Source organism: Pseudomonas syringae group sp. 243L2 (assembly GCF_032587875.1).
GTDB classification, from domain to species: Bacteria; Pseudomonadota; Gammaproteobacteria; order Pseudomonadales; family Pseudomonadaceae; genus Aquipseudomonas; species Aquipseudomonas amygdali.
In genome coordinates this window covers 408,963-432,626 of sequence record NZ_JAWHPL010000040.1, presented here as the reverse complement: position 1 = coordinate 432,626, position 23,664 = coordinate 408,963, and the positions used below count along the sequence as shown (strand labels likewise).

21 protein-coding genes are annotated in these 23,664 nt (G+C 59.5%); 11 read left to right on the top strand and 10 right to left on the bottom strand.

The window, feature by feature from the left end; translation table 11 throughout:
• Positions 1–7 precede the first annotated feature (7 nt).
• The 4 genes from pilP to RYB66_RS25040 are packed head-to-tail and all read right to left on the bottom strand — an operon-like array spanning position 8 to position 2,815.
• Positions 8–535 carry a type 4a pilus biogenesis lipoprotein PilP gene (gene pilP, locus RYB66_RS25055; protein ID WP_002551655.1) on the bottom strand — a complete coding sequence of 176 codons (528 nt, stop codon included), beginning with the start codon at positions 533–535 and terminating at the stop codon, positions 8–10.
• On the bottom strand, positions 532–1,155 hold the full coding sequence (gene pilO / locus RYB66_RS25050; protein WP_002551654.1) for a type 4a pilus biogenesis protein PilO: 624 nt from the start codon (positions 1,153–1,155) through the stop codon (positions 532–534). Before pilO ends, pilP begins: the two co-directional genes overlap by 4 nt.
• A complete protein-coding gene (locus RYB66_RS25045) occupies positions 1,152–1,751 on the bottom strand; it encodes a PilN domain-containing protein (RefSeq protein ID WP_004654254.1) in 600 nt (199 codons plus the stop codon). Before RYB66_RS25045 ends, pilO begins: the two co-directional genes overlap by 4 nt.
• The gene (locus tag RYB66_RS25040; protein WP_002551652.1) at positions 1,751–2,815 is read right to left on the bottom strand and encodes a pilus assembly protein PilM; all 1,065 of its coding nucleotides are present in this window, start codon (positions 2,813–2,815) and stop codon (positions 1,751–1,753) included. Before RYB66_RS25040 ends, RYB66_RS25045 begins: the two co-directional genes overlap by 1 nt.
• A gap of 209 nt (positions 2,816–3,024) precedes the next feature.
• On the opposite strand from RYB66_RS25040, the gene RYB66_RS25035 reads away from it, so the two are divergent.
• On the top strand, positions 3,025–5,466 hold the full coding sequence (locus tag RYB66_RS25035) for a penicillin-binding protein 1A (protein WP_371911680.1): 2,442 nt from the start codon (positions 3,025–3,027) through the stop codon (positions 5,464–5,466).
• Positions 5,467–6,069: 603 nt separating this feature from the next.
• Here RYB66_RS25035 and RYB66_RS25030 read toward each other — a convergent pair.
• From RYB66_RS25030 to rpmE, 3 genes are all read right to left on the bottom strand, one after another.
• The gene (locus RYB66_RS25030) at positions 6,070–7,338 is read right to left on the bottom strand and encodes a malic enzyme-like NAD(P)-binding protein (protein ID WP_011167463.1); all 1,269 of its coding nucleotides are present in this window, start codon (positions 7,336–7,338) and stop codon (positions 6,070–6,072) included.
• 183 nt (positions 7,339–7,521) lie between these two features.
• Positions 7,522–8,325: a thermonuclease family protein gene (locus RYB66_RS25025; RefSeq protein WP_005743119.1), complete on the bottom strand. Its 804-nt coding sequence runs from the start codon at positions 8,323–8,325 to the stop codon at positions 7,522–7,524.
• A gap of 13 nt (positions 8,326–8,338) precedes the next feature.
• Positions 8,339–8,560: a 50S ribosomal protein L31 gene (gene rpmE, locus RYB66_RS25020; protein ID WP_002551648.1), complete on the bottom strand. Its 222-nt coding sequence runs from the start codon at positions 8,558–8,560 to the stop codon at positions 8,339–8,341.
• A gap of 169 nt (positions 8,561–8,729) precedes the next feature.
• Between rpmE and RYB66_RS25015 the strand changes: the two genes are divergently transcribed.
• From RYB66_RS25015 to RYB66_RS24970, 10 genes are all read left to right on the top strand, one after another.
• A complete protein-coding gene (locus tag RYB66_RS25015; protein WP_005752528.1) occupies positions 8,730–10,949 on the top strand; it encodes a primosomal protein N' in 2,220 nt (739 codons plus the stop codon).
• A 97-nt stretch (positions 10,950–11,046) separates the two neighbouring features.
• On the top strand, positions 11,047–12,783 hold the full coding sequence (gene argS / locus RYB66_RS25010) for an arginine--tRNA ligase (protein ID WP_010194656.1): 1,737 nt from the start codon (positions 11,047–11,049) through the stop codon (positions 12,781–12,783).
• 1 nt (position 12,784) lies between these two features.
• Positions 12,785–13,480 carry an SPOR domain-containing protein gene (locus tag RYB66_RS25005; RefSeq protein ID WP_002551645.1) on the top strand — a complete coding sequence of 232 codons (696 nt, stop codon included), beginning with the start codon at positions 12,785–12,787 and terminating at the stop codon, positions 13,478–13,480.
• Positions 13,481–13,856: 376 nt separating this feature from the next.
• A complete protein-coding gene (gene hslV, locus RYB66_RS25000; protein ID WP_316895750.1) occupies positions 13,857–14,387 on the top strand; it encodes an ATP-dependent protease subunit HslV in 531 nt (176 codons plus the stop codon).
• Between the two features lie 66 nt (positions 14,388–14,453).
• Complete coding sequence (gene hslU, locus RYB66_RS24995) at positions 14,454–15,791, top strand: ATP-dependent protease ATPase subunit HslU (protein WP_002551643.1); 1,338 nt, start codon at positions 14,454–14,456, stop codon at positions 15,789–15,791.
• Positions 15,792–15,891: 100 nt separating this feature from the next.
• Entirely contained in the window at positions 15,892–16,263 is a 372-nt protein-coding gene (locus RYB66_RS24990; protein WP_002551642.1) for a gamma-butyrobetaine hydroxylase-like domain-containing protein, read from the top strand.
• Between the two features lie 313 nt (positions 16,264–16,576).
• Complete coding sequence (phaC, locus tag RYB66_RS24985) at positions 16,577–18,256, top strand: class II poly(R)-hydroxyalkanoic acid synthase (RefSeq protein WP_054077038.1); 1,680 nt, start codon at positions 16,577–16,579, stop codon at positions 18,254–18,256.
• Positions 18,257–18,319: 63 nt separating this feature from the next.
• Positions 18,320–19,177, top strand: a complete 858-nt coding sequence (phaZ, locus tag RYB66_RS24980) for a poly(3-hydroxyalkanoate) depolymerase (protein WP_004654231.1) — start codon at positions 18,320–18,322, stop codon at positions 19,175–19,177.
• 156 nt (positions 19,178–19,333) lie between these two features.
• A complete protein-coding gene (phaC, locus tag RYB66_RS24975) occupies positions 19,334–21,019 on the top strand; it encodes a class II poly(R)-hydroxyalkanoic acid synthase (protein WP_316895748.1) in 1,686 nt (561 codons plus the stop codon).
• Between the two features lie 66 nt (positions 21,020–21,085).
• Positions 21,086–21,700, top strand: a complete 615-nt coding sequence (locus RYB66_RS24970; protein ID WP_002551639.1) for a TetR/AcrR family transcriptional regulator — start codon at positions 21,086–21,088, stop codon at positions 21,698–21,700.
• Positions 21,701–22,002: 302 nt separating this feature from the next.
• On the opposite strand, the gene RYB66_RS24965 is transcribed toward RYB66_RS24970, so the two are convergent.
• From RYB66_RS24965 to RYB66_RS24955, 3 genes are all read right to left on the bottom strand, one after another.
• Positions 22,003–22,788: a phasin family protein gene (locus RYB66_RS24965; protein WP_316895746.1), complete on the bottom strand. Its 786-nt coding sequence runs from the start codon at positions 22,786–22,788 to the stop codon at positions 22,003–22,005.
• Between the two features lie 10 nt (positions 22,789–22,798).
• On the bottom strand, positions 22,799–23,272 hold the full coding sequence (locus RYB66_RS24960; RefSeq protein ID WP_316895744.1) for a phasin family protein: 474 nt from the start codon (positions 23,270–23,272) through the stop codon (positions 22,799–22,801).
• 98 nt (positions 23,273–23,370) lie between these two features.
• Entirely contained in the window at positions 23,371–23,649 is a 279-nt protein-coding gene (locus RYB66_RS24955) for a polyhydroxyalkanoic acid system family protein (RefSeq protein WP_002551636.1), read from the bottom strand.
• Positions 23,650–23,664: the final 15 nt, after the last annotated feature.

Sequence of the window (23,664 nt, the reverse complement as noted above, 5' to 3'; positions counted from 1 at the left end):
GCCCACTTCATGAGCGTTCTTTGAGGGCGATAGTGCGCGGCCTTTCCAGCCAGGCCCCCTCTCCATCAGGAACAATTTCAATGACATCTACCTGCGCATCACCGATTGACACTACCCGGCCGTTGTTACGGCCCAGGTAATCTCCCACCTTGACGCGATGAACGCCTCCCGCACCGCGCAACAGGGCAAATGTCCCTGACTCGTTGCCAATCGTGCCGACCATCTCGAACGACTCGATATTGAACCCTTCCAGGAACTGCCTGACCCGGTGCTCGTCCGGTGCTACCAGCCGCGAGCCCTTCTGGCGGTTGAGCAGGTCGATCTTGACCGGCGGCTGAAAAGGACTGCGCAGCGTAGAGGCGTTGTAGGTGAACGCTTCATACGGACGAAACTTCGGCAGGGCCTCGATAGTGCCGCTCGGGCGCGCTCTGGCCTGATCCATGAACGCCGACAGGTCGGCAAAATCATTGTCATTACCGCAACCGGCCAACCCTGTCATAACCACACTGACGCACAGCAATCGCGCCGCCCTCATTTCTTCAGCCCTTCATCGTTGTAGCGGTAGGTCTTGGCCAGAATGCTCATGCGCAACTTGGTCGGCACCTTCGGATCGACCGGTTTGATCTCGAAATCATGCAGCGTGACGATGCGCGGCAGGCTGGCGACACCGCTGACGAAGGTTGCCAGGTCGTGATAACCACCGACTACCGTGATCTGTATCGGCAGCTCGATGTAGAACTGCTGAACCGCCTCGGGCAGCAGTTTGATTTCCTCGAACTCAAGCCCGCTTCCCAGTCCGGTCCGGGTTATATCCTCAAGCAAGCCAGGCACTTCGGTGTCGCTGGGCAATTGCCGCAGCAGAGCACCGAAGGTGTTTTCCATTTCTTCCATCTGCTTCTTGTAAGGCTCAAGGTTGGCAGCCTGGAAGGCCTTGTTGGAAAACTGCTCCTTGAGCGTCACTTCACTGTTCTGTGCGCTTTCCAGCTGGGTTTCCAGGTCCTGAATAAAGAAGAAGTAGCCCAGTGCGAAAATCAGTACCGCGACCAGCACGCCGGCAATGGCCTTGACCGCTGCTGGCCAGGAACCCAGGTTGTTCAGGTCCAGCTCGCTCAGGTCAACCTTGCGAAGCCCTTCCAGCCATTCAGACATATTCATGGCTTGGCTCCTGTAGCGGGCGTGGTTGCAGCGGGTGCAGCCGCGGCAACCGGCGGCTGGGTCTGACGCACTGTCAACTGAAAGACGTTGGCCTGATCCACAGCCCCTGCAGTCGTGGCCTTCACTTCAGTCAGGCTCGGCGCTTCCAGCCAGTCAGAGGCTTCAAGGTTGCGCATCAGGTCGGAAACCCGGTTATTCGATTCGGCAGCGCCACTGATGGCAATCAGCTTGTCGGTCATTTTGACCTGCGAGAAATAAACGCCATCCGGAAGAGTGCGCGCCAGTTGATCGAATACACGCCCCGTGATCGGGCGGTTGCCTTGCAGGTCCTGAATGATCTTCATGCGCTCAAGTAACTGTTTACGACGCGCCTTCAGGTCGCTGATTTCCTTGATGCGTATATCGAGCTGAGCGATCTGCGTCTGCACAAACGCGTTGCGCGCCATCTGATGCTCAATGGCGTTGCTGACGTAACGATCAATCAGAAACAGAATACCGACTGACACCACCAACACGCCGACCAGCGCGGTCAGGAAGCGTTTTTTTCGTTCTTCGCGAAGCTCTTCGCGCCACGGTAATAAGTTGATCCGCGCCATCAGTCGAAGCTCCTCAACGCCAGACCGCACGCGATCATCAACGCGGGAGCGTCACTGGCCAGCGCCCCGGCATTGACCTTGGAGCTCAGGGCCATGTCGGCAAACGGGTTGGCGACCATCGTCGGGGTGCCAATGCGTCGTTGAATCAAATGCTCCAGCCCTGAAATCGAAGCCGTGCCGCCTGCCAGCATGATGTGATCCACGGAGTTGTATTGACCGGCCGCAAAGAAGAACTGCAAAGAACGGGAGACCTGCTGCACCAACGCATCCTTGAAGGGGTCCAGCACCTCGCTGACATAGTCGTCGGGCAACCCGCCCTGCTTCTTGGCAAGCCCGGCCTCCTCCATGGAAAGCCCATAGCGGCGCTGGATTTCGTCAGTCAGCTGGCGGCCACCAAACAGCTGCTCGCGGGTATAGATGATCCGGCCATGATGCAGCACGCTGAGGGTGGTCATGGTGGCACCGATATCGACCACCGCCACGGTAAGCTCGTCATGGCCGTTACCCAGTTGCGCAGCCAGCAGGCCGAACGAGCGCTCCAGGGCATAGGCCTCGACGTCCACCACGCGCGCGGTCAGCCCGGCCAGAGCCAGCGCCGCCTCACGCACTTCGACGTTCTCTTTGCGGCAGGCAGCCAGCAATACTTCAACGCGTTCGGGATTGCGCACCGAGTAGCCCTGCACTTCGAAATCGATGGCGACTTCTTCCAGCGGATAAGGGATGTACTGGTCAGCCTCAAGCTTGAGCTGGTTTTCCATGTCGTCGTCGGAAAGACCGGCGTCCATTTCAATCGTCTTGGTGATCACGGCGGAACCGGCTACGGCGACCGCCACGATCTTGACGCTGGTCTTGGCCTTGGCGAGCACGCGAGACAGCGCCTGACCAACCCCTTCGAGCTCGGCAATATTCTTTTCGACGACAGCGTTGGCCGGCAACGGCTCGACTGCGTAAGACTCGACCTTGTAACGAGTGCCGGAACGACTCAATTCCAGGAGTTTTACCGAGGTGGAGCTAATATCGATCCCTAGAAGGGTGTTGGCCTTCTTACTGAAGAGTTCGAACACAACCTGATTCCTATGAGTTTCCGCCACTTACGGAGTTATTTCGGGCCAACGTCACTGTCGACAGCCTTGACAGTAGCGCAAATCACGCTCGTGGACGAAAAATGCTTATAATGCCCAGCGATTTTTTCATTTAAGAAAGCTTCAAGGCGTGTTCATTTGTAAATGCCTGCGCTTAACCCATTATTTTTTCTGGAAATCCAAAAGCCTTGATACGCCTGCTGAAGTTTTTCTGGTGGTCCCTCGTCGCGGTATTCTGCTCGCTGTTGCTTGGCCTGAGTGGCGCGTTTCTCTACCTGAGCCCGACCCTGCCATCGGTTGAAGCGCTGCGAAGCATTCAACTGCAAATCCCCCTGCGCGTATTCAGCAGCGACGGCAAGCTGATTGCCGAGTTTGGCGAGATGCGCCGCACGCCGATTCGCTTCGCGGAAATTCCACCCAACTTCATCAACGCCCTGCTATCGGCCGAAGACGACAACTTCGCCAACCACTATGGCGTCGACCCGAGCAGCCTGATGCGCGCTGCCACACAACTGGTAAAAAGCGGCCATATTCAGTCAGGCGGCAGTACCATCACCATGCAGGTCGCGAAAAACTTCTTCCTGACCAGCGAAAGAAGCTTTTCACGCAAAACCACCGAGATTCTGTTGGCCTTGCAAATCGAGCGCCAACTTACCAAAGACGAGATTCTCGAGCTGTACGTCAACAAGATTTATCTGGGTAACCGCGCCTACGGAATCGAAGCCGCGGCGCAAGTCTACTATGGCAAATCGATTCGCGATGTAAGCCTTGCGCAAATGGCCATGATTGCCGGTCTGCCCAAGGCGCCGTCACGCTTCAACCCGCTGGCCAACCCGACCCGCGCCAAGGAACGTCGCGACTGGATCCTCGGCCGCATGTATCGCCTGGGCAAGATCGACCAGACCGCTTACCAGGCCGCTTTGAATGAGCCGCTCAACGCCAGTTATCACGTGCCGACGCCGGAAGTGAATGCACCGTACATCGCTGAAATGGCGCGGGCTGAAATGGTCGGCCGCTATGGCAGCGAGGCCTATACAGAAGGCTTCCGCGTTACCACCACCGTGCCGAGCGACCTTCAGGAACACGCCAACAAGTCCATCCAGCAGGGCCTGATCGATTACGACCAGCGCCACGGCTATCGCGGCCCGGAAAGCCGCTTCCCGGGCATGACCCGCGCCAACTGGGTACAGGAACTGACCAAGCAGCGCATGATCAACGGCCTCGAGCCCGGCATCGTGACGCAGGTCGACAAGACCGGTCTACGCGTTCTGACCCGCAACGGCGAGAAGGAAGAAACCGTCGATTGGGCCACCATGAAGTGGGCGCGGCCTTATCTGAATACCAACAGCCTGGGCGCGAATCCGAAGCAGCCAGGCGATGTTGCGAAGGTGGGCGATCTTGTTCGGCTGTTGCGCCAGGACGACGGTTCGCTGAAATTCAGTCAAATTCCCGTCGCACAGAGCGCCCTGGTCTCGCTTGACCCGCAAAACGGCGCCATTCGTGCACTGGTCGGCGGCTTCGCTTTCGAGCAGAGCAACTACAACCGCGCCATGCAGGCCAAGCGTCAGCCGGGCTCCAGCTTCAAACCGTTCATCTACAGCGCTGCACTGGATAATGGCTACACCGCCTCCAGTCTGGTGAACGACGCACCTATCGTGTTTGTCGACGAGTATCTGGACAAGGTATGGCGTCCGAAAAATGACACCAACACCTTCCTTGGGCCGATCCGCCTGCGCGAGGCGCTGTACAAGTCTCGCAACCTGGTCTCGATCCGCCTGCTCCAGGCCCTCGGTATCGACAGCACCATCGACTACATCACCCGCTTTGGCTTCTCCAAGCAAGACTTGCCGCGCAACCTGTCGCTGGCACTGGGCACGGCTACATTGACCCCGATGGAAATCGCCACCGGCTGGGCCACCTTTGCCAATGGCGGTTACAAGGTCAGTCCTTATCTGATCCAGACCATCGAGAACCGTGACGGGCAGACCCTGTTTGTGGCCAATCCGCCAAGCGTTCCGGCCAACGACGTCAATACTGCGCCCAACACGTCGACCTTTGCCGTGCATGACAGCCCGAGCGTGATCGCAGGCCCACCAGGGACACCGGCCCAGCCGCAAGCGCCCGCCGTTGCAGAGCGAGTTGTGGATGGCCGCACGACCTACATTCTGAACAGCATGCTGCAGGACGTAATCAAGCGCGGCACCGGGCGGCGCGCTCTGTCGATGAACAGGCCGGATATCGCCGGCAAGACCGGTACGACCAACGATTCCAAGGATGCGTGGTTCTCCGGTTACAACGCGGACTATGTGACAACTGTCTGGAGCGGCTTCGATCAGCCTGAAAGCCTTGGTCGTCATGAATTTGGCGGTACGGTCTCCCTGCCGATCTGGATGGACTACATGAGCGCTGCACTCAAGGACAAGCCACCGCATCAGCAGGCAGAACCGCCGGGCATCCTCAGCCTGCGCGTAGACCCACTAAGCGGCCGCGCTGCCACGCCCAGCACGCCGAACGCGTTCTTCGAACTGTTCAAAAGCGAAGACACACCGCCAAGCGTCAACGAACTGGGCGGCAGCAGCGCACCGGGCAGCCCGTTGCCAGCGGATGAGTCAGCACCGATCGATTTGTTCTGATAGCACTGCGCAGGTAGGTGACGCAGAGCGTCACCCAAGGCATGCCCACGCTGGAGCGTGAGGAACGATGATCCTAACTATCCCGTTAATCCCAATATCGTGCGACGCTCTGCGTCGCATGCCGTTCTGGACGCTACACGTCCGCTCTTGATTCAGCGGTGCCGCGCAGATTTATGACGCAGAGCGTCACCCAAGGCATTCCCACGCGGGAGCGTGAGGAATGATGATCCCAACTATCCTGTTAATCCCAGCTATCGTGCGACGCTCCGCGTCGCATGCCGTTCTGGACGCTCCATGCCCGCTCTTGATTCAGCGGCGCGGCGCAGATTTATGACGCAGAGCGTCACCCAAGGCATTCCCACGCTGGAGCGTGAGGAACGATGATCCCAACTATCCCGTTAATCCCAACTATCGTGCGATGCTCCGCGTCGCATGCCGTTCTGGACGCTCCGCGTCCTCTTTTGATTCAGCGGCGCTGCGCAGATTTGTGATGCAGAGCGTCACCCAGAGCATTCACACGCCGACGCGTGAGGAACGATAATCTCAATTCCAGGCATAAAAAAACCCCTGCATCGCTGCAGGGGTTTTTTATTGCATCAAGGATCAGCCCTTGAACACATCATCCACGCTGGTCAGCGGGTAGTGCTTCGGATACGGCAGGGTGGCAACACCGCTCTCGATGGCTGCCTTGGCAACTGCATCGGCGATCAAGCCCAGCAGGCGGGTGTCCATTGGTTTCGGGATGATGTACTCACGACCGAATTCCAGTTTGATGCCGCCGTAGGCATCGCTGACTTCCTGAGGAACAGGCAGTTTGGCCAGTTCACGCAGGGCGTTGGCTGCAGCGATCTTCATTTCTTCGTTGATACGCTTGGCGCGAACGTCCAGAGCACCGCGGAAGATGAACGGGAAGCCCAGAACGTTGTTGACCTGGTTCGGGTAATCCGAACGGCCGGTCGCCATGATCACATCGCTACGGGTGGCGTGAGCCAGCTCCGGGGAGATCTCCGGGTCCGGGTTCGAGCAGGCGAACACGATCGGGTCCTTGGCCATCAGCTTGAGGTTTTCAGCGCTCAGCAGATTAGGACCTGACAGGCCCACGAATACGTCAGCGCCATCCAGCGCATCGGTCAGCGAGCGTTTCTCGGTCGCGTGAGCGAACACAGCCTTGTACTGGTTCAGGTCGGTACGGCCGGAGTGAATGACGCCGGTACGATCGACCATGAAGATGTTTTCGATCTTCGCGCCCATGCTCACCAGCAGCTTCATGCAGGAGATGGCTGCAGCGCCAGCGCCCAGGCAGACGATCTTCGCGGTATCGAGGGTTTTACCGACAATTTCCAGTGCGTTGATCATGCCGGCAGCAGTCACGATAGCGGTGCCGTGCTGGTCATCGTGGAAAACCGGGATGTCGCACTGTTCGATCAGCGCTTTCTCGATTTCAAAGCACTCAGGTGCCTTGATGTCTTCCAGATTGATACCACCGAAGGTGATGGAGATACGCTTTACGGTGTCGATGAACGCCTGCGGGCTTTCGGAATCGACTTCGATATCGAAAACGTCGATACCGGCGAAACGCTTGAACAGAACCCCTTTACCTTCCATGACCGGCTTGGAGGCCAATGGGCCCAGATCGCCGAGGCCGAGAATAGCGGTGCCATCGGAAATAACTGCTACCAGGTTGCCTTTGCCGGTGTACTTGTAAGCCAGCTCGGGGTCACGGGCAATTTCACGCACGGGTTCAGCAACGCCAGGGCTGTAGGCCAGAGCCAGGTCACGAGCGGTTGCAGTCGGCTTGGTGAGTTCGACGCTCAGCTTCCCCGGACGAGGATTGGCATGGTATTCGAGCGCGGCAGTTTTCAAATCTGACATGTATTGGATTCCGCTTTTTTTACTGTGGGACAGACGGACCGCCGAGGATACGCAAGATGCATAGTCCTAACAAGACTGACCAGTCACTGCTGTCAATAGGCACAGGATTAGACTTTACGCTTAGATGCCTGAAACGTGAACAACCGGCCACCCATCACCAGACAACTGGCCAAAAGGCAGTATCTATCGACCTGACGGGCTCAGCATCGCGGGGTGGGTCAGTGGCAGCAGCCAGCGTGCCTGCCCTGATTTCAGAGCACCGCGCCGGGACCGATCGACCACCCAGCCGCGCGCCTCGACCTGCCGGCCCTTGAGGCGCTCCAGCATTGCCGTGTCGAATGAGTTCACGTTAGCCGGGGCAACACGCAGGACCAGCGAGCCTTGCAACTCGATCCAGATACCGCCGCGATTGCGCTGCACGCTCTTGACCTGACCGGACACAATCGCAAAGCCGCTTTTGCTCAGCCTGGTCGAGGGCTGAACCGGCGAGTCGCGCCACACACCCAATTGCGCCTGCCGCGCCGCACGTTCGGCAACTTGCTGGCAATCGACCAGCGCAACGTTGGGCGCAACGGCCACCAGATACCCCAGCCCTTCGCTGAGCAACTGCGCCTCAAGGTTTGCACCCTTGCGATCATAGACGTTGGCCAGAGTACGACCGTAATGGTCCTTGCCCTGCTGGCCGACACGCAAACCGACCTGACCGCCGCTTTCATCCACCAGTGCCTGCAAACGTCTTTTCGCAGCCTCGGCAAACGGCTCGGCAGACTGGCCTTTCTTGCCGGTCTCAGGCGTGTTGAGCCCGATCATCCGCACGCTGCGGCCATCACTCAGGCGCAGCGTGTCGCCATCGACCACACGCTGCACCTGCGCAACCGGCAACGAGGCAGGTGCCGGACAGAAGGCCTGCGCGCCGGACACCCAAATCGCGGACATAAAAAAGACGCCCACAAGGAGCGCCTTTTCAAGCAGCCTGGAGATGCCCATGGGGCAGCCAGTCTTACTTCGCTTTGGTAGCGCCGAACGCACCGAAACGGGATTTGAACTTGTCGACACGGCCGCCAACGTCAAGCGTCTTCTGCTTGCCGGTGTAGAACGGGTGGCACTCGTTGCACACGTCCAGGCTCAGCGGAGCGGCCAGGGTGGAACGGGTCTTGATGACATTGCCGCAGCTGCAGGTAGCGTCAATGGCTTCGTAAACTGGATGGATATCAGCTTTCATCGGTACTTCCTCGGTCTAACGCGCCGCCATCCAACACTATTGTTGAATACCGCACGGAAATAGGCTGCGGATAGTACCAGACAATTGCAACGACGCAAGCGAACCTTCACACCGGTCGTCTGCTAAGATCGCGCCTCCGTCATCACTCATCATCACAGGGAAACACCGCGTGCCCGACGCCATCCTGCGCCTTGCCCTGCCCTCGCCGCTTCGCCGCCTGTTCGACTACCGCGCTCCTGCGGGCGTGTCGCGTAGCGCCTTGCAGCCTGGCATGCGTCTGCGGGTGCCATTCGGGCGACGGGAAATGATCGGCATTCTGGTGGAAGTGGTCGATCACAGCGAAGTGCCTGCCGACAAGCTCAAACCGGCCATCGCCCTGCTCGACAGCGAAGCGCCATTGCCGCCCGCGCTGTTCAAGCTGTGCCTGTGGACCTCGCAGTATTATCAGCACAGCCTGGGCGACACGCTGAGCTGGGCCTTGCCGGTGTTGCTGCGTCAGGGCGAACTGGCCGAAAGTCGCCAGGAACGCTTCTGGCACGTTGCACCGGGTGCCAGCGTCGGCGACCCGCGCATCGCGCGAGCGCCCAAGCAACGCGAAGCGCTGACCACCCTCGCCCAGCACCCGCATGGCGTGGCGCATCAGTTGCTGAGCAAGCTGATGCTTAATAAAGACAGCCTCAACCTGCTGCTGGCCAAGGAGCTGGTGTATGTCGAGGTTCGCAGCCACGCACCCAGCGCACGCCATGAACACTGGCTGGCCCAGCCTGAATTGCCGCTCAACACCGAACAACGCGCCGCTTACGAAGCGATCCGCGCCGGGTTCGACAGCTTTCATGCGTTCCTGCTGGCCGGCGTCACCGGCAGCGGCAAGACCGAAGTCTATCTGCAACTGATCCGCGAGACCCTCGAGGCGGGCAAACAGGCGCTGGTGCTGATTCCGGAAATCAACCTGGGGCCACAAACCCTGGCGCGTTTCGAACAGCGCTTCAATGCCCGCATCGCGCTGCTGCATTCGGCAGTCAACGACCGCGAACGACTGGATGCCTGGCTGGCGGCTCGCGATGGCGAAGCCGACATTATTATCGGCACGCGCTCGGCGCTGTTCACGCCGATGAAAAACCCCGGGCTGATCATCATCGACGAAGAACACGATGGCTCCTATAAACAGCAGGAAGGTCTGCGCTATCACGCCCGTGATCTGGCCCTGGTGCGGGCCCGTCAGGAAAACATTCCGATTGTCCTGGGCTCGGCCACCCCGTCCCTGGAAAGCCTGCACAACGCCTACACCGGCCGCTACGGCCTGTTACGCCTGAACCAGCGTGCAGGCGGTGCGCAACAGCCGCGCTTCATGCGCCTGGACGTCAAGAGCAGGCCACTGGACAGCGGCATTTCCGGGCCGATGCAGCAAGCCATCGGCCAGACGCTTGCGGCAGGTCAGCAGGTGCTGGTCTTCCTCAACCGTCGCGGCTTCGCACCCACCTTGTTGTGCCACGACTGCGGCTGGATGTCTGGCTGCCAGCGCTGCGATGCGCGCATGACCGTGCACCAGCGCTCGGGCGAGCTACGCTGCCATCACTGCGGGTATGTCGAACGTGTACCGCGCCAGTGCCCGTCCTGCGGCAAGGTGGATTTGCGCCCGGTAGGCGCGGGCACCGAACGTGCCGAAGAGCGCCTGGCGATTCTGTTTCCGGACTTTCCCGTGCTGCGCGTGGATCGCGACAGCACCTCGCGCAAGGACGCCATGAATCAGTTATTCGCGACCATCCAGCGCGGCCAGCCCTGCATTCTGGTGGGTACGCAAATGCTCGCCAAGGGGCATCACTTCCCACGGGTAACGCTGGTGTCGATTCTGGATGCCGACGGCGGGCTGTTTTCCGGTGACTTCCGGGCCAGCGAGCGCATGGCGCAGTTGATCGTGCAGGTTGCAGGTCGTGCCGGCCGCGCGGAAGAGCCGGGCAAGGTGATCATCCAGACTCATCTGGCCGATCACCCACTGCTGATCCAACTGACCGAGCAGGGTTATTTCGCCTTCGCCGAGCAGGCCTTGAGCGAGCGTCGTTCGGCTGGCTTGCCACCGTTTTCACACCTCGCCCTGCTGCGCGCCGAAGCGCACAAGCCGGGGCAGGCCGAAGCCTTTCTCGATCAGGCCTGCAGTGACGCCGAGCAACTGGTTGCGCAAATGGGCCTGGGCGGCATCGAGCTGCTGGGGCCGGTTCCGGCACCTATGGAACGCCGCGCCGGGCGTTACCGGGCACAGCTGCTGATACAGTCCAGCGCACGCGCGCCACTGCACAAATTGCTTGCCACCTGGCTGCTCGCGCTGGAGCAGATGCCCAGCGGACGACAGGTCAGATGGTCGCTGGATGTGGACCCGGTGGATCTTTATTAAGTCACGCCGTTGGCAAGCACGCTTGAGCAACGGATAATGCGGAGTTTTTCCACCCGCGCATCGAAGCGCCACCGCGCTTGCGGTCGAAGAGAGCACAATGAAAGACACCATTCGCCAGCTGATTCAACAAGCCCTGACCCGTCTCGTCACCGAGGGCGTCTTGCCAGAAGGGCTGACGCCGGCGATTCAGGTGGAAAACGCCCGTGACAAGACCCACGGCGATTTCGCCAGCAATATCGCGATGATGCTCGCCAAGCCTGCCGGCATGAAGCCGCGGGACCTGGCTGAAAAGCTGATCGCCGCCCTGCCTGCCGACGAGCAGGTCAGCAAGGTCGAAATTGCCGGCCCGGGCTTTCTGAACTTCTTCCAGAACACTGCGGCGCTGGCCGCACGCCTCGACGCTGCACTGGCCGACGCGCACCTGTCAGTCCGCAAGGCGGGCGCTGTACAGCGCGTGGTCGTCGATTTGTCGGCACCTAATCTGGCCAAGGAAATGCACGTAGGCCATTTGCGCTCGACCATTATTGGCGACGGCGTGGCGAACGTTCTGACGTTTTTGGGCGACACAGTCATTCGCCAGAACCATGTGGGCGACTGGGGCACCCAGTTCGGCATGCTGCTGGCCTATCTGCAGGAAAAACCGGCGACCAGCGACGAGCTGTCCGACCTGGAAAACTTCTACCGCGCCGCCAAGCAGCGCTTTGACGAATCCGAAGAGTTCGCCGAGCGGGCGCGAGGCCTGGTGGTCAAGTTGCAGGCAGGCGATGCCGAGTGTCTGGCCCTGTGGACACGCTTCAAGGACATCTCGCTGTCGCACTGCCAGGAAACCTATGAGCGCCTCAACGTCAAGCTGACCCCGGCAGATGTGATGGGCGAAAGTGCCTACAACGATGACCTGGCCAACGTGGTCAACGATCTGAAAGCCACTGGCCTGCTGGTCGAGAGCAACGGTGCGCAATGTGTGTTCCTCGAAGAATTCCGCACCGCCGATGACACGCCTCTGCCGGTGATCGTGCAGAAGGCCGGCGGCGGCTACCTGTACGCCACCACCGATCTGGCCGCCATCCGCTACCGCAGTAAGGTGCTCAAGGCCGACCGTGTGCTGTATTTCGTCGACCAGCGTCAGGCCCTGCACTTCCAGCAGGTGTTCGAAGTCGCTCGCCGCGCCGGTTTCGTCCACGACGGCATGCAGCTGGAACACATGGGTTTCGGCACCATGAACGGCGCCGATGGCCGCCCGTTCAAGACCCGCGACGGCGGCACGGTCAAACTCATCGACCTGCTCGATGAAGCCGAAGAACGTGCCTACACGCTGGTGAAGGAAAAGAACCCGGAAGTCGCCGAGGTCGAGCTGCGCAGCATTGCCAAAGCCGTGGGCATCAGCGCGGTGAAATACGCTGACCTGTCCAAGCACCGCGCCAGTGATTACAGCTTCAACTTCGATCAGATGCTGAGCTTCGAAGGCAATACCGCGCCTTATCTGCTATACGCCTACACCCGTGTGGCCGGTGTATTCCGCAAGCTGGGCACGCCGTTCGACGCCAGCAAGGGGCAGATTGTCCTGGCAGCACCGCAAGAGCAGGAACTGGCTGCACGTCTGGCGCAGTTCACTGAAACACTGAATAACGTCGCAGAAAAAGGCACACCGCACGTACTTTGTGCTTACCTGTATGACCTTGCGGGTCTGTTTTCGAGCTTTTACGAAAACTGCCCGATCCTTGGTGCGGAAAATCCCGATCAGCAGCAAAGCCGTCTGCGTCTGGCTGCCCTGACCGGCCGCACCCTCAAGCAAGGCCTGGACCTGTTGGGTCTGGAAACTCTGGAGCGTATGTAAGTTGGCAGTTGCGAAGAAGAAACCGGCACCCAAGCGGGGCGCCAGCCGTTATCAGGCACCCGCGAAGAAGCCGATTCCAGGATGGTTGTGGCTGGCGATTGGCTTGACCGTGGGCGCGTTCGTGGTCTTTCTGATGAAGCTTGAACCGGGCGGCGAAGACGTCAAGCGGGTCAAGGCGGACGCCAAGGCCGCGAAGATCGCCGAGGCGAATAAAACACCACCGAGCCCGACGGCTCCGGTCAAGCCGAAGTACGACTTCTACACATTGCTGCCGGAATCGGAAGTGATCGTGCCGAACGAAGCCGTGCCGGAGAAGACCCCGCCGCCTGTGGCACCGACCGCACCGGTCTCGCCGGAGCAGGCAGCCAAGATCGACACGGCACGTGCCCAGGCAGCCCTCAGCGGCCTGACGCCTCCGCCGGCACCACCGGTTGCCACGACCAAGCCGGCAGCAGTCACGACGTTCTTCCTGCAGGCGGGCTCGTTCCGCAAACAGGCTGACGCCGAGAAGGTACGCGCGCAAATCATCCTGCTGGGCCAGACGTCTACCGTCGAGTCAGGCACTGTGAAAGATGAAACCTGGTACCGCGTACTGGTCGGCCCGTTCAGCAACCGCGAACAACTGACCACCGCCCAGAAACAACTGGCAAGCGGTGGATTTAGTAACCTGTTGTTGCAACAGCGTCAGAGCCGTTAGTCAAAGCACCTCTGTTTCCGTGCTCATCGCGATGTTTCGATGAGTACGAAGAACGGAGCTTCTGCCCGGTCGTCGTAGGAGCGGACTTGTCCGCGATCTGCCGGGAACCGGCAGCAAAACCAGCCGCATCGGTTTATCAGGCGCAGCCGAGGCAGCCTATTCTGGGGCCGCTTCGCAGCCCCTCGCGGACAAGTTCGCTCCCATAAAAGCAGGGAGATCGCGGACAAAAGAAGCGTCGTCCGGTCCGCTTAAAGGGTTGGGACAAGAATCGTACGATCATTTCCCCCCGATTTACCCCCAAGGTTGAAATACTCACCCACACCCCCATATGAGTTTGCATCAGGGCATTTTCGCCCCGCAGTGTGGAGACTCTCCCTTGACCACCATCGTTTCAGTGCGCCGCCACGGTAAAGTCGTCATGGCTGGCGACGGCCAGGTTTCTCTGGGCAACATCGTCATGAAAGGCAACGCCAAGAAGGTGCGCCGTCTTTATCACGGTGAAGTAATCGCCGGGTTCGCTGGCGCAACCGCCGATGCATTCACGCTGTTCGAACGCTTTGAAGCCCAGCTGGAAAAACACCAGGGGCATCTGGTTCGTGCAGCTGTCGAGCTGGCCAAGGACTGGCGTACCGATCGCTCGCTGAGCCGTCTTGAAGCAATGCTGGCCGTCGCCAACAAGGACGCCTCGCTGATCATCACCGGCAACGGCGATGTGGTCGAGCCCGAGGACGGCCTGATCGCCATGGGCTCCGGCGGCGCATTTGCTCAGGCCGCCGCACGCGCCCTGCTGCTCAAGACCGACCTGTCGGCACGCGAAATCGCCGAGACCTCGTTGCATATCGCTGGCGACATTTGCGTGTTCACCAACCACAACATCACCATTGAGGAGCAGGACCTCGTCGGCTAAGCCCTTGCCGGGCCGCACAGTCTGCGGCCCCTTCGGCTTGACCGTACCAGAGGACCGTGAATTACCATGTCCATGACTCCCCGCGAAATCGTCCACGAACTTAACCGCCATATCATCGGCCAGGACGATGCCAAGCGCGCCGTCGCCATTGCCCTGCGCAATCGCTGGCGCCGCATGCAGCTGCCTGAAGAGCTGCGCGTTGAAGTGACACCCAAGAACATTCTGATGATCGGCCCGACCGGTGTCGGCAAGACCGAAATCGCCCGTCGCCTGGCCAAGCTTGCCAATGCGCCGTTCATCAAGGTTGAAGCGACCAAGTTCACCGAAGTGGGCTATGTAGGTCGTGATGTAGAGTCGATCATCCGCGACCTGGCCGATGCGGCTATCAAGCTTCTGCGTGAACAGGAGATCATCAAGGTCCGTCATCGCGCCGAAGACGCGGCCGAAGACCGTATTCTCGATGCCCTGTTGCCGCCTGCGCGTGTCGGTTTCAATGAAGACCCTGCGCAAAGCAATGATTCCAACACCCGTCAGCTGTTCCGCAAGCGTTTGCGCGAAGGCCAGCTGGACGACAAGGAAATCGAGATCGAGATCAACGAAGCCGTAGGTGTGGATATCTCCGCGCCACCCGGCATGGAAGAAATGACCAATCAGCTGCAGAGCCTGTTTGCCAACATGGGCAAAGGCAAGACCAAGAGCCGCAAACTCAAGGTCAAGGACGCGCTCAAGCTGGTACGCGAAGAAGAAGCGGGCCGTCTGGTCAATGACGAAGAGTTGAAGGCCAAGGCGCTGGAAGCGGTCGAGCAACACGGCATCGTGTTCATCGACGAGATCGACAAGGTTGCCAAGCGCGGTAATTCGGGCGGTGTCGATGTGTCCCGCGAAGGCGTACAGCGCGACCTGCTGCCGCTGATCGAAGGCTGCACCGTGAATACCAAACTGGGCATGGTCAAGACTGACCACATCCTGTTCATTGCATCTGGTGCGTTCCATTTGAGCAAGCCAAGTGATCTGGTCCCCGAGCTGCAAGGTCGTCTGCCGATCCGCGTTGAACTCAAGGCGCTGTCGCCGCAGGACTTCGAACGCATTCTCAGCGAGCCACATGCGTCGTTGACCGAACAGTATCGCGAGCTGCTCAAGACCGAAGGCCTGAAGATCGAGTTCAAGCCTGAAGGCATCAAGCGTCTTGCCGAGATTGCCTGGCAGGTCAACGAGAAAACCGAGAACATCGGTGCCCGTCGCCTGCACACGCTGCTTGAGCGTCTGCTTGAGGAAGTCTCGTTCAGCGCTGGCGATTTGGCTATCAGCCCTGACGCAGCACCGATTGAAATCGATGCAGAATACGTCAACAGCCACTTGGGCGATCTGGCCGAAAACGAAGACCTCTCGCGGTATATCCTTTAAGGCTGCAAGCGGTTAGCTACAAGCTGCAAGAGGTTCTCCTCTTGCAGCTTTTTTGCTTCTGCCTGTAGCTTGTAGCTGCTATTCCTTGAGGCTGCTTTCAATGCTCCCCACCGCCATCCAGCTGCACAAAGCTTCCAAAACCCTGACGCTGAAGTACGCGCCGGATGAGGAATATCATCTGCCCGCCGAATTTCTGCGGGTGCATTCCCCTTCTGCCGAGGTTCAGGGCCATGGCAGGCCGATCCTGCAATTCGGCAAACTGGGCGTCGGTCTGAGCAAGGTCGAGCCGGCAGGGCAATATGCACTGAAATTGACCTTTGATGATGGTCACGACTCAGGACTGTTCACCTGGGAGTACCTGTACGAGCTGGCAAGACGCCAGGAGTCCCTGTGGGAGGACTATCTGCAAGAGCTGAAAAAAGCCGGCAAATCCCGCGATCCCTCCGAGCAAGTCATCAAGCTGATGCTCTGATACCGCCCGCCCGCGCGATCCTCACAGAACATTCAAACCCGTGCAGCCTCACCGCTCGCCGTTTTAGAACGCGCTTTCTAATCGTTTTTGTTTCAATGTTCCGTGCAGCGGCCAATGAGTGGCTGACGCTGCTTGCGATTTTTTGAAATCTCGCGTAACCAATAACCTTGGCAAGTTCCCTGCATCGAAGTCGATGCGAGAAACAGCCTGCAAGGCATGAGTTACACGAGCAGTAGTGCTGGCTAACCGCCTGTGTCACTGGTTCACGGGCAAGGAATGTCAGTGTTCGCATCAAGACAATGGAGCGTCGTAGATGAGTAACGCGAAAGACGATGACCTGCAGCGCCAGGCTTCCGAGCACACCCTGGGCCTCAACCCGGTCGTTGGCCTGCGGCGCAAGGATTTACTGAGCACTGCCCGGATGGTTTTGCGTCAGGCTTTCAAGCAACCGATCCACAGCATCAAGCACGTCGCACACCTGAGCGTCGAACTCGGCAACGTGATCTTCGGCAAATCTGCCTTGCAGCCAACACCGGATGACCGCCGCTTCGCTGATCCGGCCTGGAGCCAGAACCCGCTGTATCGCCGTTACTTGCAGACTTACCTCGCCTGGCGCAAGGAACTGCATGACTGGATCGGTGGCAGTGACCTCACCCCACAGGACATCAGTCGCGCGCACTTTGTGATCAACCTCATGACCGAGGCCATGTCACCGACCAACTCTGCCGCCAACCCGGCCGCCGTGAAACGGTTCTTTGAAACCGGCGGTAAAAGCCTGCTCGATGGTCTGTCGCACTTGGCCAAGGACCTGGTGAACAACGGCGGAATGCCGAGCCAGGTCAACATGGACGCGTTTGAGGTTGGCAAAAACCTGGGCACCACTGAGGGGGCCGTGGTGTTTCGCAATGACGTACTGGAACTGATCCAGTACAAGCCGATTACCGAGCAGGTTCACGAGCGACCGCTGCTGGTGATCCCGCCGCAGATCAACAAATTCTATGTCTTCGACCTGAGCCCGGAAAAAAGCCTGGCGCGCTTTTGCCTGCGCAGTAACGTGCAGACCTTCATCATCAGTTGGCGCAACCCGACCAAGGCGCAACGCGAATGGGGGCTGTCGACCTATATCGAGGCGCTCAAGGAAGCGGTCGATGTGGTGCTGGCGATCACCGGCAGCAAAGATCTCAACATGCTGGGTGCCTGCTCCGGCGGCATTACCTGCACGGCGCTGCTGGGCCACTACGCAGCCTTGGGCGAAAAGAAAGTCAACGCCATGACCCTGCTGGTCAGCGTGCTCGATACAACGCTGGATACCGAGGTCGCGCTGTTCGTCGACGAGCAGACTTTGGAAACCGCCAAGCGCCATTCCTATCAGGCGGGCGTGCTGGAAGGTCGTGACATGGCCAAGGTGTTTGCCTGGATGCGCCCTAACGACCTGATCTGGAATTACTGGGTCAACAATTACCTGCTGGGCAACGAGCCGCCCGTCTTCGACATTCTGTTCTGGAACAACGACACCACACGCCTGCCCGCCGCCTTTCACGGCGACCTGATCGAAATGTTCAAGAACAACCCGCTGACCCGCGCCAACGCGCTGGAAGTCTGCGGCACGCCGATCGACCTCAAGCAGGTAACAGCCGACGTGTTCTGCCTGGCTGGCACCAATGACCACATCACGCCGTGGGCCTCATGCTACAAATCAGCACGGCTGTTTGGTGGCAAGACTGAGTTTGTACTTTCCAGCAGCGGCCATATCCAGAGCATCCTCAACCCGCCGGGCAACCCCAAGTCGCGTTACATGACTCACGACGAGCTGCCAGCAGACCCGGCGGCCTGGCAGGAAAACGCGACCAAGCACACCGATTCCTGGTGGCTACACTGGCAAGAGTGGCTGGCCACGCGCTCGGGCAAGTTGAAAAAGGCGCCTGCCGGGCTCGGCAACACAGCCTATCCGGCAGCCGAGGCAGCGCCTGGAACCTATGTTCACGAGCGTTAGACCCGTCAGTCTTGAAAAAAACCGGGGTGCGTTCCCGGCGGTTAAATCAACAGGGCTTAGCGCATGCCGCAACCGTTTGTTTTTCGCTCCATCGACCTGAACGGACACACAATTCGTACGGCCGTGCGCCCAGGCAAGAGCCATCTGACACCACTGCTGATATTCAACGGCATCGGGGCCAACCTGGAGCTGGTGTTCCCGTTTGTCGAAGCACTGGATCCGGACCTGGAAGTCATCGCGTTCGATGTGCCGGGGGTCGGTGGTTCGTCGACACCCAATCGGCCTTATCGCTTTCCGGGGCTGGCCAAGCTCGCAGCGCGCATGCTCGATTACCTCAACTACGGGCAGGTCAATGCGATCGGTGTTTCGTGGGGCGGGGCGCTGGCCCAGCAGTTCGCTCATGACTACCCGGAGCGCTGCAAGAAACTGGTGCTGGCCGCCACGTCGGCAGGCATGGCGATGGTGCCGGGCAAGCCTCGGGTGCTGTGGTTGATGGCCAGCCCGCGTCGCTACATTCAGCCGTCGCATGTGATCCGTATCGCGCCGGAGATCTATGGCGGGGCGTTTCGACGTGACCCCAATCTGGCGGCCAATCATGCTGCCAAGGTGCGCTCGTCCGGCAAGCTGGGCTATTACTGGCAATTGTTCGCGGGCATGGGCTGGACCAGCATTCACTGGCTGCACAAGGTTCACCAGCCGACTCTGGTTCTGGCCGGTGATGACGACCCGCTGATTCCGCTGGTGAATATGCGCCTGTTGGCCTGGCGAATACCCAATGCCCAGCTACACATCATCGATGACGGGCATTTGTTCCTGATCACGCGTGCCGAAGCCGTGGCACCGATCATCATGGGTTTTCTGCAACAGGAACGGCAGCGCGCAGTCATGCACCCGCAGCCAACGCCGCCCAGAACGCGCTGATAGCGCCAGCACGCCCGTTAATGTGAACAGCCCGAGAGAAACAGCGTCACCCACTGCGCAACACACTGGAGTTTCAACCGCGCAGAACGACGCCAGCCCCTTCGCAAGCGGACTGGCGCCAACCCATGAGTTGCCTGACGAAGGAGTGTTGCCCTCATGCAAGAAAAATCGGCGAAGGTTGCCAGCGCTGCACCCACAAACTTCATCAACGCGCAGAGCGCCATCACCGGCCTGCGCGGGCGAGACCTGTTTTCTACCTTGCGCAACGTCGCAGCCCAGGGTTTGCGGCACCCGTTTCGCAGCGCTCGCCACGCGCTGGCGCTGGGCAAGCAGTTGGGGCAGGTGGTGGTGCTGGGCGAAACACCCTATCCGCACAATCCCAAAGACCCCCGCTTCGCTGACCCGACCTGGAGTCTCAACCCGCTTTATCGCCGGGGTTTGCAGGTGTATCTCAGCTGCCAGCATCAGGTCAGGCAGTGGATTGATGACAGCGATATGTCCACAGAAGACCGGGCGCGCGCGCACTTTCTGTTCACACTGATCAACGATGCGCTGGCCCCTTCCAATACGCTGCTCAACCCGCAGGCCGTCAAAGAGCTGTTCAACTCGGGTGGCACCAGCCTGATCAAGGGCCTGAGCCACATGGCCGATGATCTGTTGCACAACAGTGGGCTACCCAGCCAGACCACCAAAGACGCTTTTGAGGTAGGCCGAACCGTAGCGACCACGCCCGGTGCGGTGGTGTTTCGCAACGAAATGTTCGAGCTGATCCAGTATCGGCCGATGAGCGAAAAGCAGTTCAGCCGACCGGTCCTGATCGTGCCGCCGCAGATCAACAAGTTCTACATCTTCGACCTCAGCCCAACCAACAGCTTTGTGCAATATGCGCTCAAGAACGGCCTGCAGACCTTTGTCATCAGCTGGCGCAACCCGGATGTCCGCCATAGGGAGTGGGGGCTGTCCAGTTATGTTGAAGCGACCGAGCAGGCGATGAATATCTGCCGGGCGATTAGCCCAGCACGCGAGGTCAATCTGGTGGGCGCTTGCGCGGGAGGTCTGACCGTTGCCGCGTTGCTGGGTCACTTGCAGGCCAAGCGCCAAACCCGCCGCGTGGCCAGCGCAACCTATATGGTCAGCCTGCTGGACAGCCAGATCGAAAGCCCCGCCACGCTGTTTATCGACGAGCAAACCCTTGAAGCTGCAAAGCGCCGCTCCTATCAGCGCGGCGTACTGGAGGGCAGCGAGATGAATCGGGTGTTTTCCTGGATGCGCCCCAATGACCTGATCTGGACTTACTGGATCAACAATTACCTGCTGGGCAAATCGCCACCGCCGTTCGACATTCTTTACTGGAACAACGACACCACGCGCCTACCCGCTGCGTTGCACGGTGATCTGCTGGACTTCTTCAAGCACAACCCGCTCAGCCATCCGGGTGGCCTGGAGGTCTGCGGGACACCCATCGACCTGCAGAAAGTCACGGTGGACAGTTTCAGCATCGCTGGCATCAACGACCACATCACGCCATGGGACGCGGTGTACCGCTCTACGCTGCTATTGGGCGGTGAGCGGCGCTTCGTGCTGTCCAACAGCGGCCATGTGCAGAGCATTCTCAACCCGCCGGGCAACCCGAAAGCCAACTATGTCGAGAACAGCAAGCTGAGCAGCGACCCGCGCGCCTGGTACTACGACGCGCAGCATCATGATGGCAGCTGGTGGCCGAACTGGCTGAAGTGGATTCAGGAGCATTCCGGGGCCGAGCACGACACCAGGACGGAGCTGGGCAACGCCACTTACCCGCCAATGGAGGCTGCGCCCGGGACTTATGTGCATGTGCGCTGAAACGCTGGATTGCGCCCTGCCCGATCAGACAAAGCCGGCCCTTTGACTCTTGAACAAGAAGACTGGATGAAAACCCGCGACCGTATCCTTGAATGTGCCTTGACGTTGTTCAACCAGCAGGGCGAGCCCAATGTTTCCACGCTGGAAATCGCCAATGAAATGGGTATCAGCCCCGGCAATCTGTATTACCACTTTCATGGCAAGGAGCCGTTGATTCTGAGTCTTTTCGAGCGGTTCCAGGCAGAGCTGGCACCCCTGCTCGATCCGCCTTCGGATGCCAGGCTTGAGGCCGAAGACTACTGGATGTTTCTGCACCTGATTGTCGAGCGGTTATCGCACTATCGTTTCCTGTTTCAAGACCTGTCCAACCTCGCCGGAAGGTTGCCAAAGCTGGCCCGCGGCATTCGCAACCTGCTCAACTCGATCAAGAAAACCCTCGCGTCACTGCTGGCCCGTTTGAAATCGCGGGGGCAACTGGTCAGCGAAACCCAGGCGCTGGGGCAACTGGTGGAGCAGATCACCATGAACCTGCTGTTTTCGCTGGATTACCAACGCATTCTGGGCCGCGAGGGTGATGTGCGGGTGGTGGTCTACCAGATCATGATGCTCGTGACCCCACACCTGCTGCCCACCTCGAGGCAGGCTGCCGAACAGTTGGCGATGGAGTATCTGGGTAGGTAAACCTGGGCACGATAAGAAAGTTAACGTTAGCGCTCCTCACGCTCCAGCCCACACCTCTATCGTTCCTCACGCTCCAGCGTGGGAATGCCTTGGGTGACGCTCTGCGTCACAACTCTGCGCCACGCCGCATGCTCAAGACCGGACGCGGAGCGTCCAGAACGGCATGCCGACGCGGAGCGTCGCACGATAATTGAGTTCGCTCCCACGGCCTTCGGCCAGAAGCATTGGAACAGGCGGTGTTCGGGGATATCAAAAAAGCCCGGCCTGCTTGGCAGACCGGGCTTCGATGTTGCAGCCGGTTGTCAGGACTGGCTGGCGGGTGTTGCCGGTGCAGCGCTCGGGGCTGATGCAGCGGGGGCCGAACCGGTTGCCGGAGCCGCCGATGCAGCGGGCTTGGCGGCAGGCTTGGCAGCCGGTTTTCTGGCTGCTGGCTTCTTCGCCGCGGCCGGTTTGGCAACTGCCTTCGCCTTGCTGGCGGTGGCAGCAGCGGCCTTGCTGGCTGCATCGACCGGTTTGGCCGCAGCTTTCTTGACTGCTGGTTTGGCCGCTGCGGTTTTCTGCGCCGTTTTATCCGCTGTTTTGGCGACGGTTTTAGCCGCAGCCTTGACCAAAGGTTTTGCCGCAGTTTTCGGTGCAGGTTTAGCCGCAGCAGCACGCGAAGCGACCGGTTTGGCTTTCTCACCCGTCAACAGCTCGATCTGCCGGGTCAGTTGGTCGACCTTGCTGTGCAGCGCCTGAACTTCATTGCGGCTCGGCACGCCCAAACGCGAAATGGCACTGTTCAGGCGCTTGTCGAAGGCCCCTTCCAGCTCATTCCATTTACCCACCGCGAGGTCTTTCACATCACCGACCCGCGATTTCGCGGTCTTGGCGGTGTCCTTGACCTCATCGAGCTGCTTCTGCGCCTCGACCTTGGTCTGCTTCTCGGCTTTCTCGCCGTCTTTGACCAGTGTCTCGAAAAGCTTGCTGCCGTCATTGCTTATCTTGGAATAAGCGCCCAGGCCCGCCAGCCAGATCTGGCGAGAGTATTTCTCGACCTCACCAATCCATGAGCTGCCGTCTTTGTCGGTTTTTTTCTTGCCAGCCATCCTGCTCTCCTTATTGTCCAGACTCTGAACGTTCGAATCGTTTCGACCCGGAGCGTCCAAGCTTTTTAGGCACGACACGTTCAAGCAATGCCGTCAGCTCGTCGAGCCTGGCAGAGAGCGTGTCAACATCATGTTTAGACGGGATTGCGATGCGGTTCAAGGCTTTTGCGACGCGACGGTCGAAAGCACTCTCGATTCTGCCGAGTTGCGCCTCGACACGACCTTTGGCGTAAGACACTTCGCCCTTGACCGAGTCGATTTCGCCGTTGGCCGCAAGACGCTTTTCATCGACCGTTTTGACGACTTCCTTTTCGGCCTGCTCGCCAGTCCTGATCAAGTCCCTGACGTACTGTGTGCCTTCCTCGTTGACCCTGGAATAGGCCCCCAGACCGGCCAGCCAGATCTTGCGGGCATACAGCCTGACGTCGGAAAGCGTGGAGGATTGCTGGTCTTCGATGTTTTTCTTCGTGTTCGCTCTGGCCATGGTGCACCTCATGCTCGAAAGTTGAAGGAACCGCCCAGCTATGGGCATAAGCACAACGTTACGGAGAAAAATTAGAATGCTCACCCTAGGGCGAATGCTCAGGCGGCCAGTGCTTTATCCAGGACGCGCTCGACTTCAGTCTTGATGGAGCCGCTCATGGCCGACAGGATGAAGTTCAGCTCGATGTTGATACGGATCAACGCGTCTTCGACTTCAACCTTGCCCTTGGCCCCCTTGCCTTCCAGTTTTACGGTATCGCCTGCCCATTCGTGCGCCAGTCCGTATTTGTCGGAAAGCTTCTCGACCAGTTGCTCGGCCCTCTCGCGAGCCTTTTCCCGGCCCAGTGCGTGCGGGCGTTCAACGGTTATCTTGGCCATGCAGGCTTCCTTGAT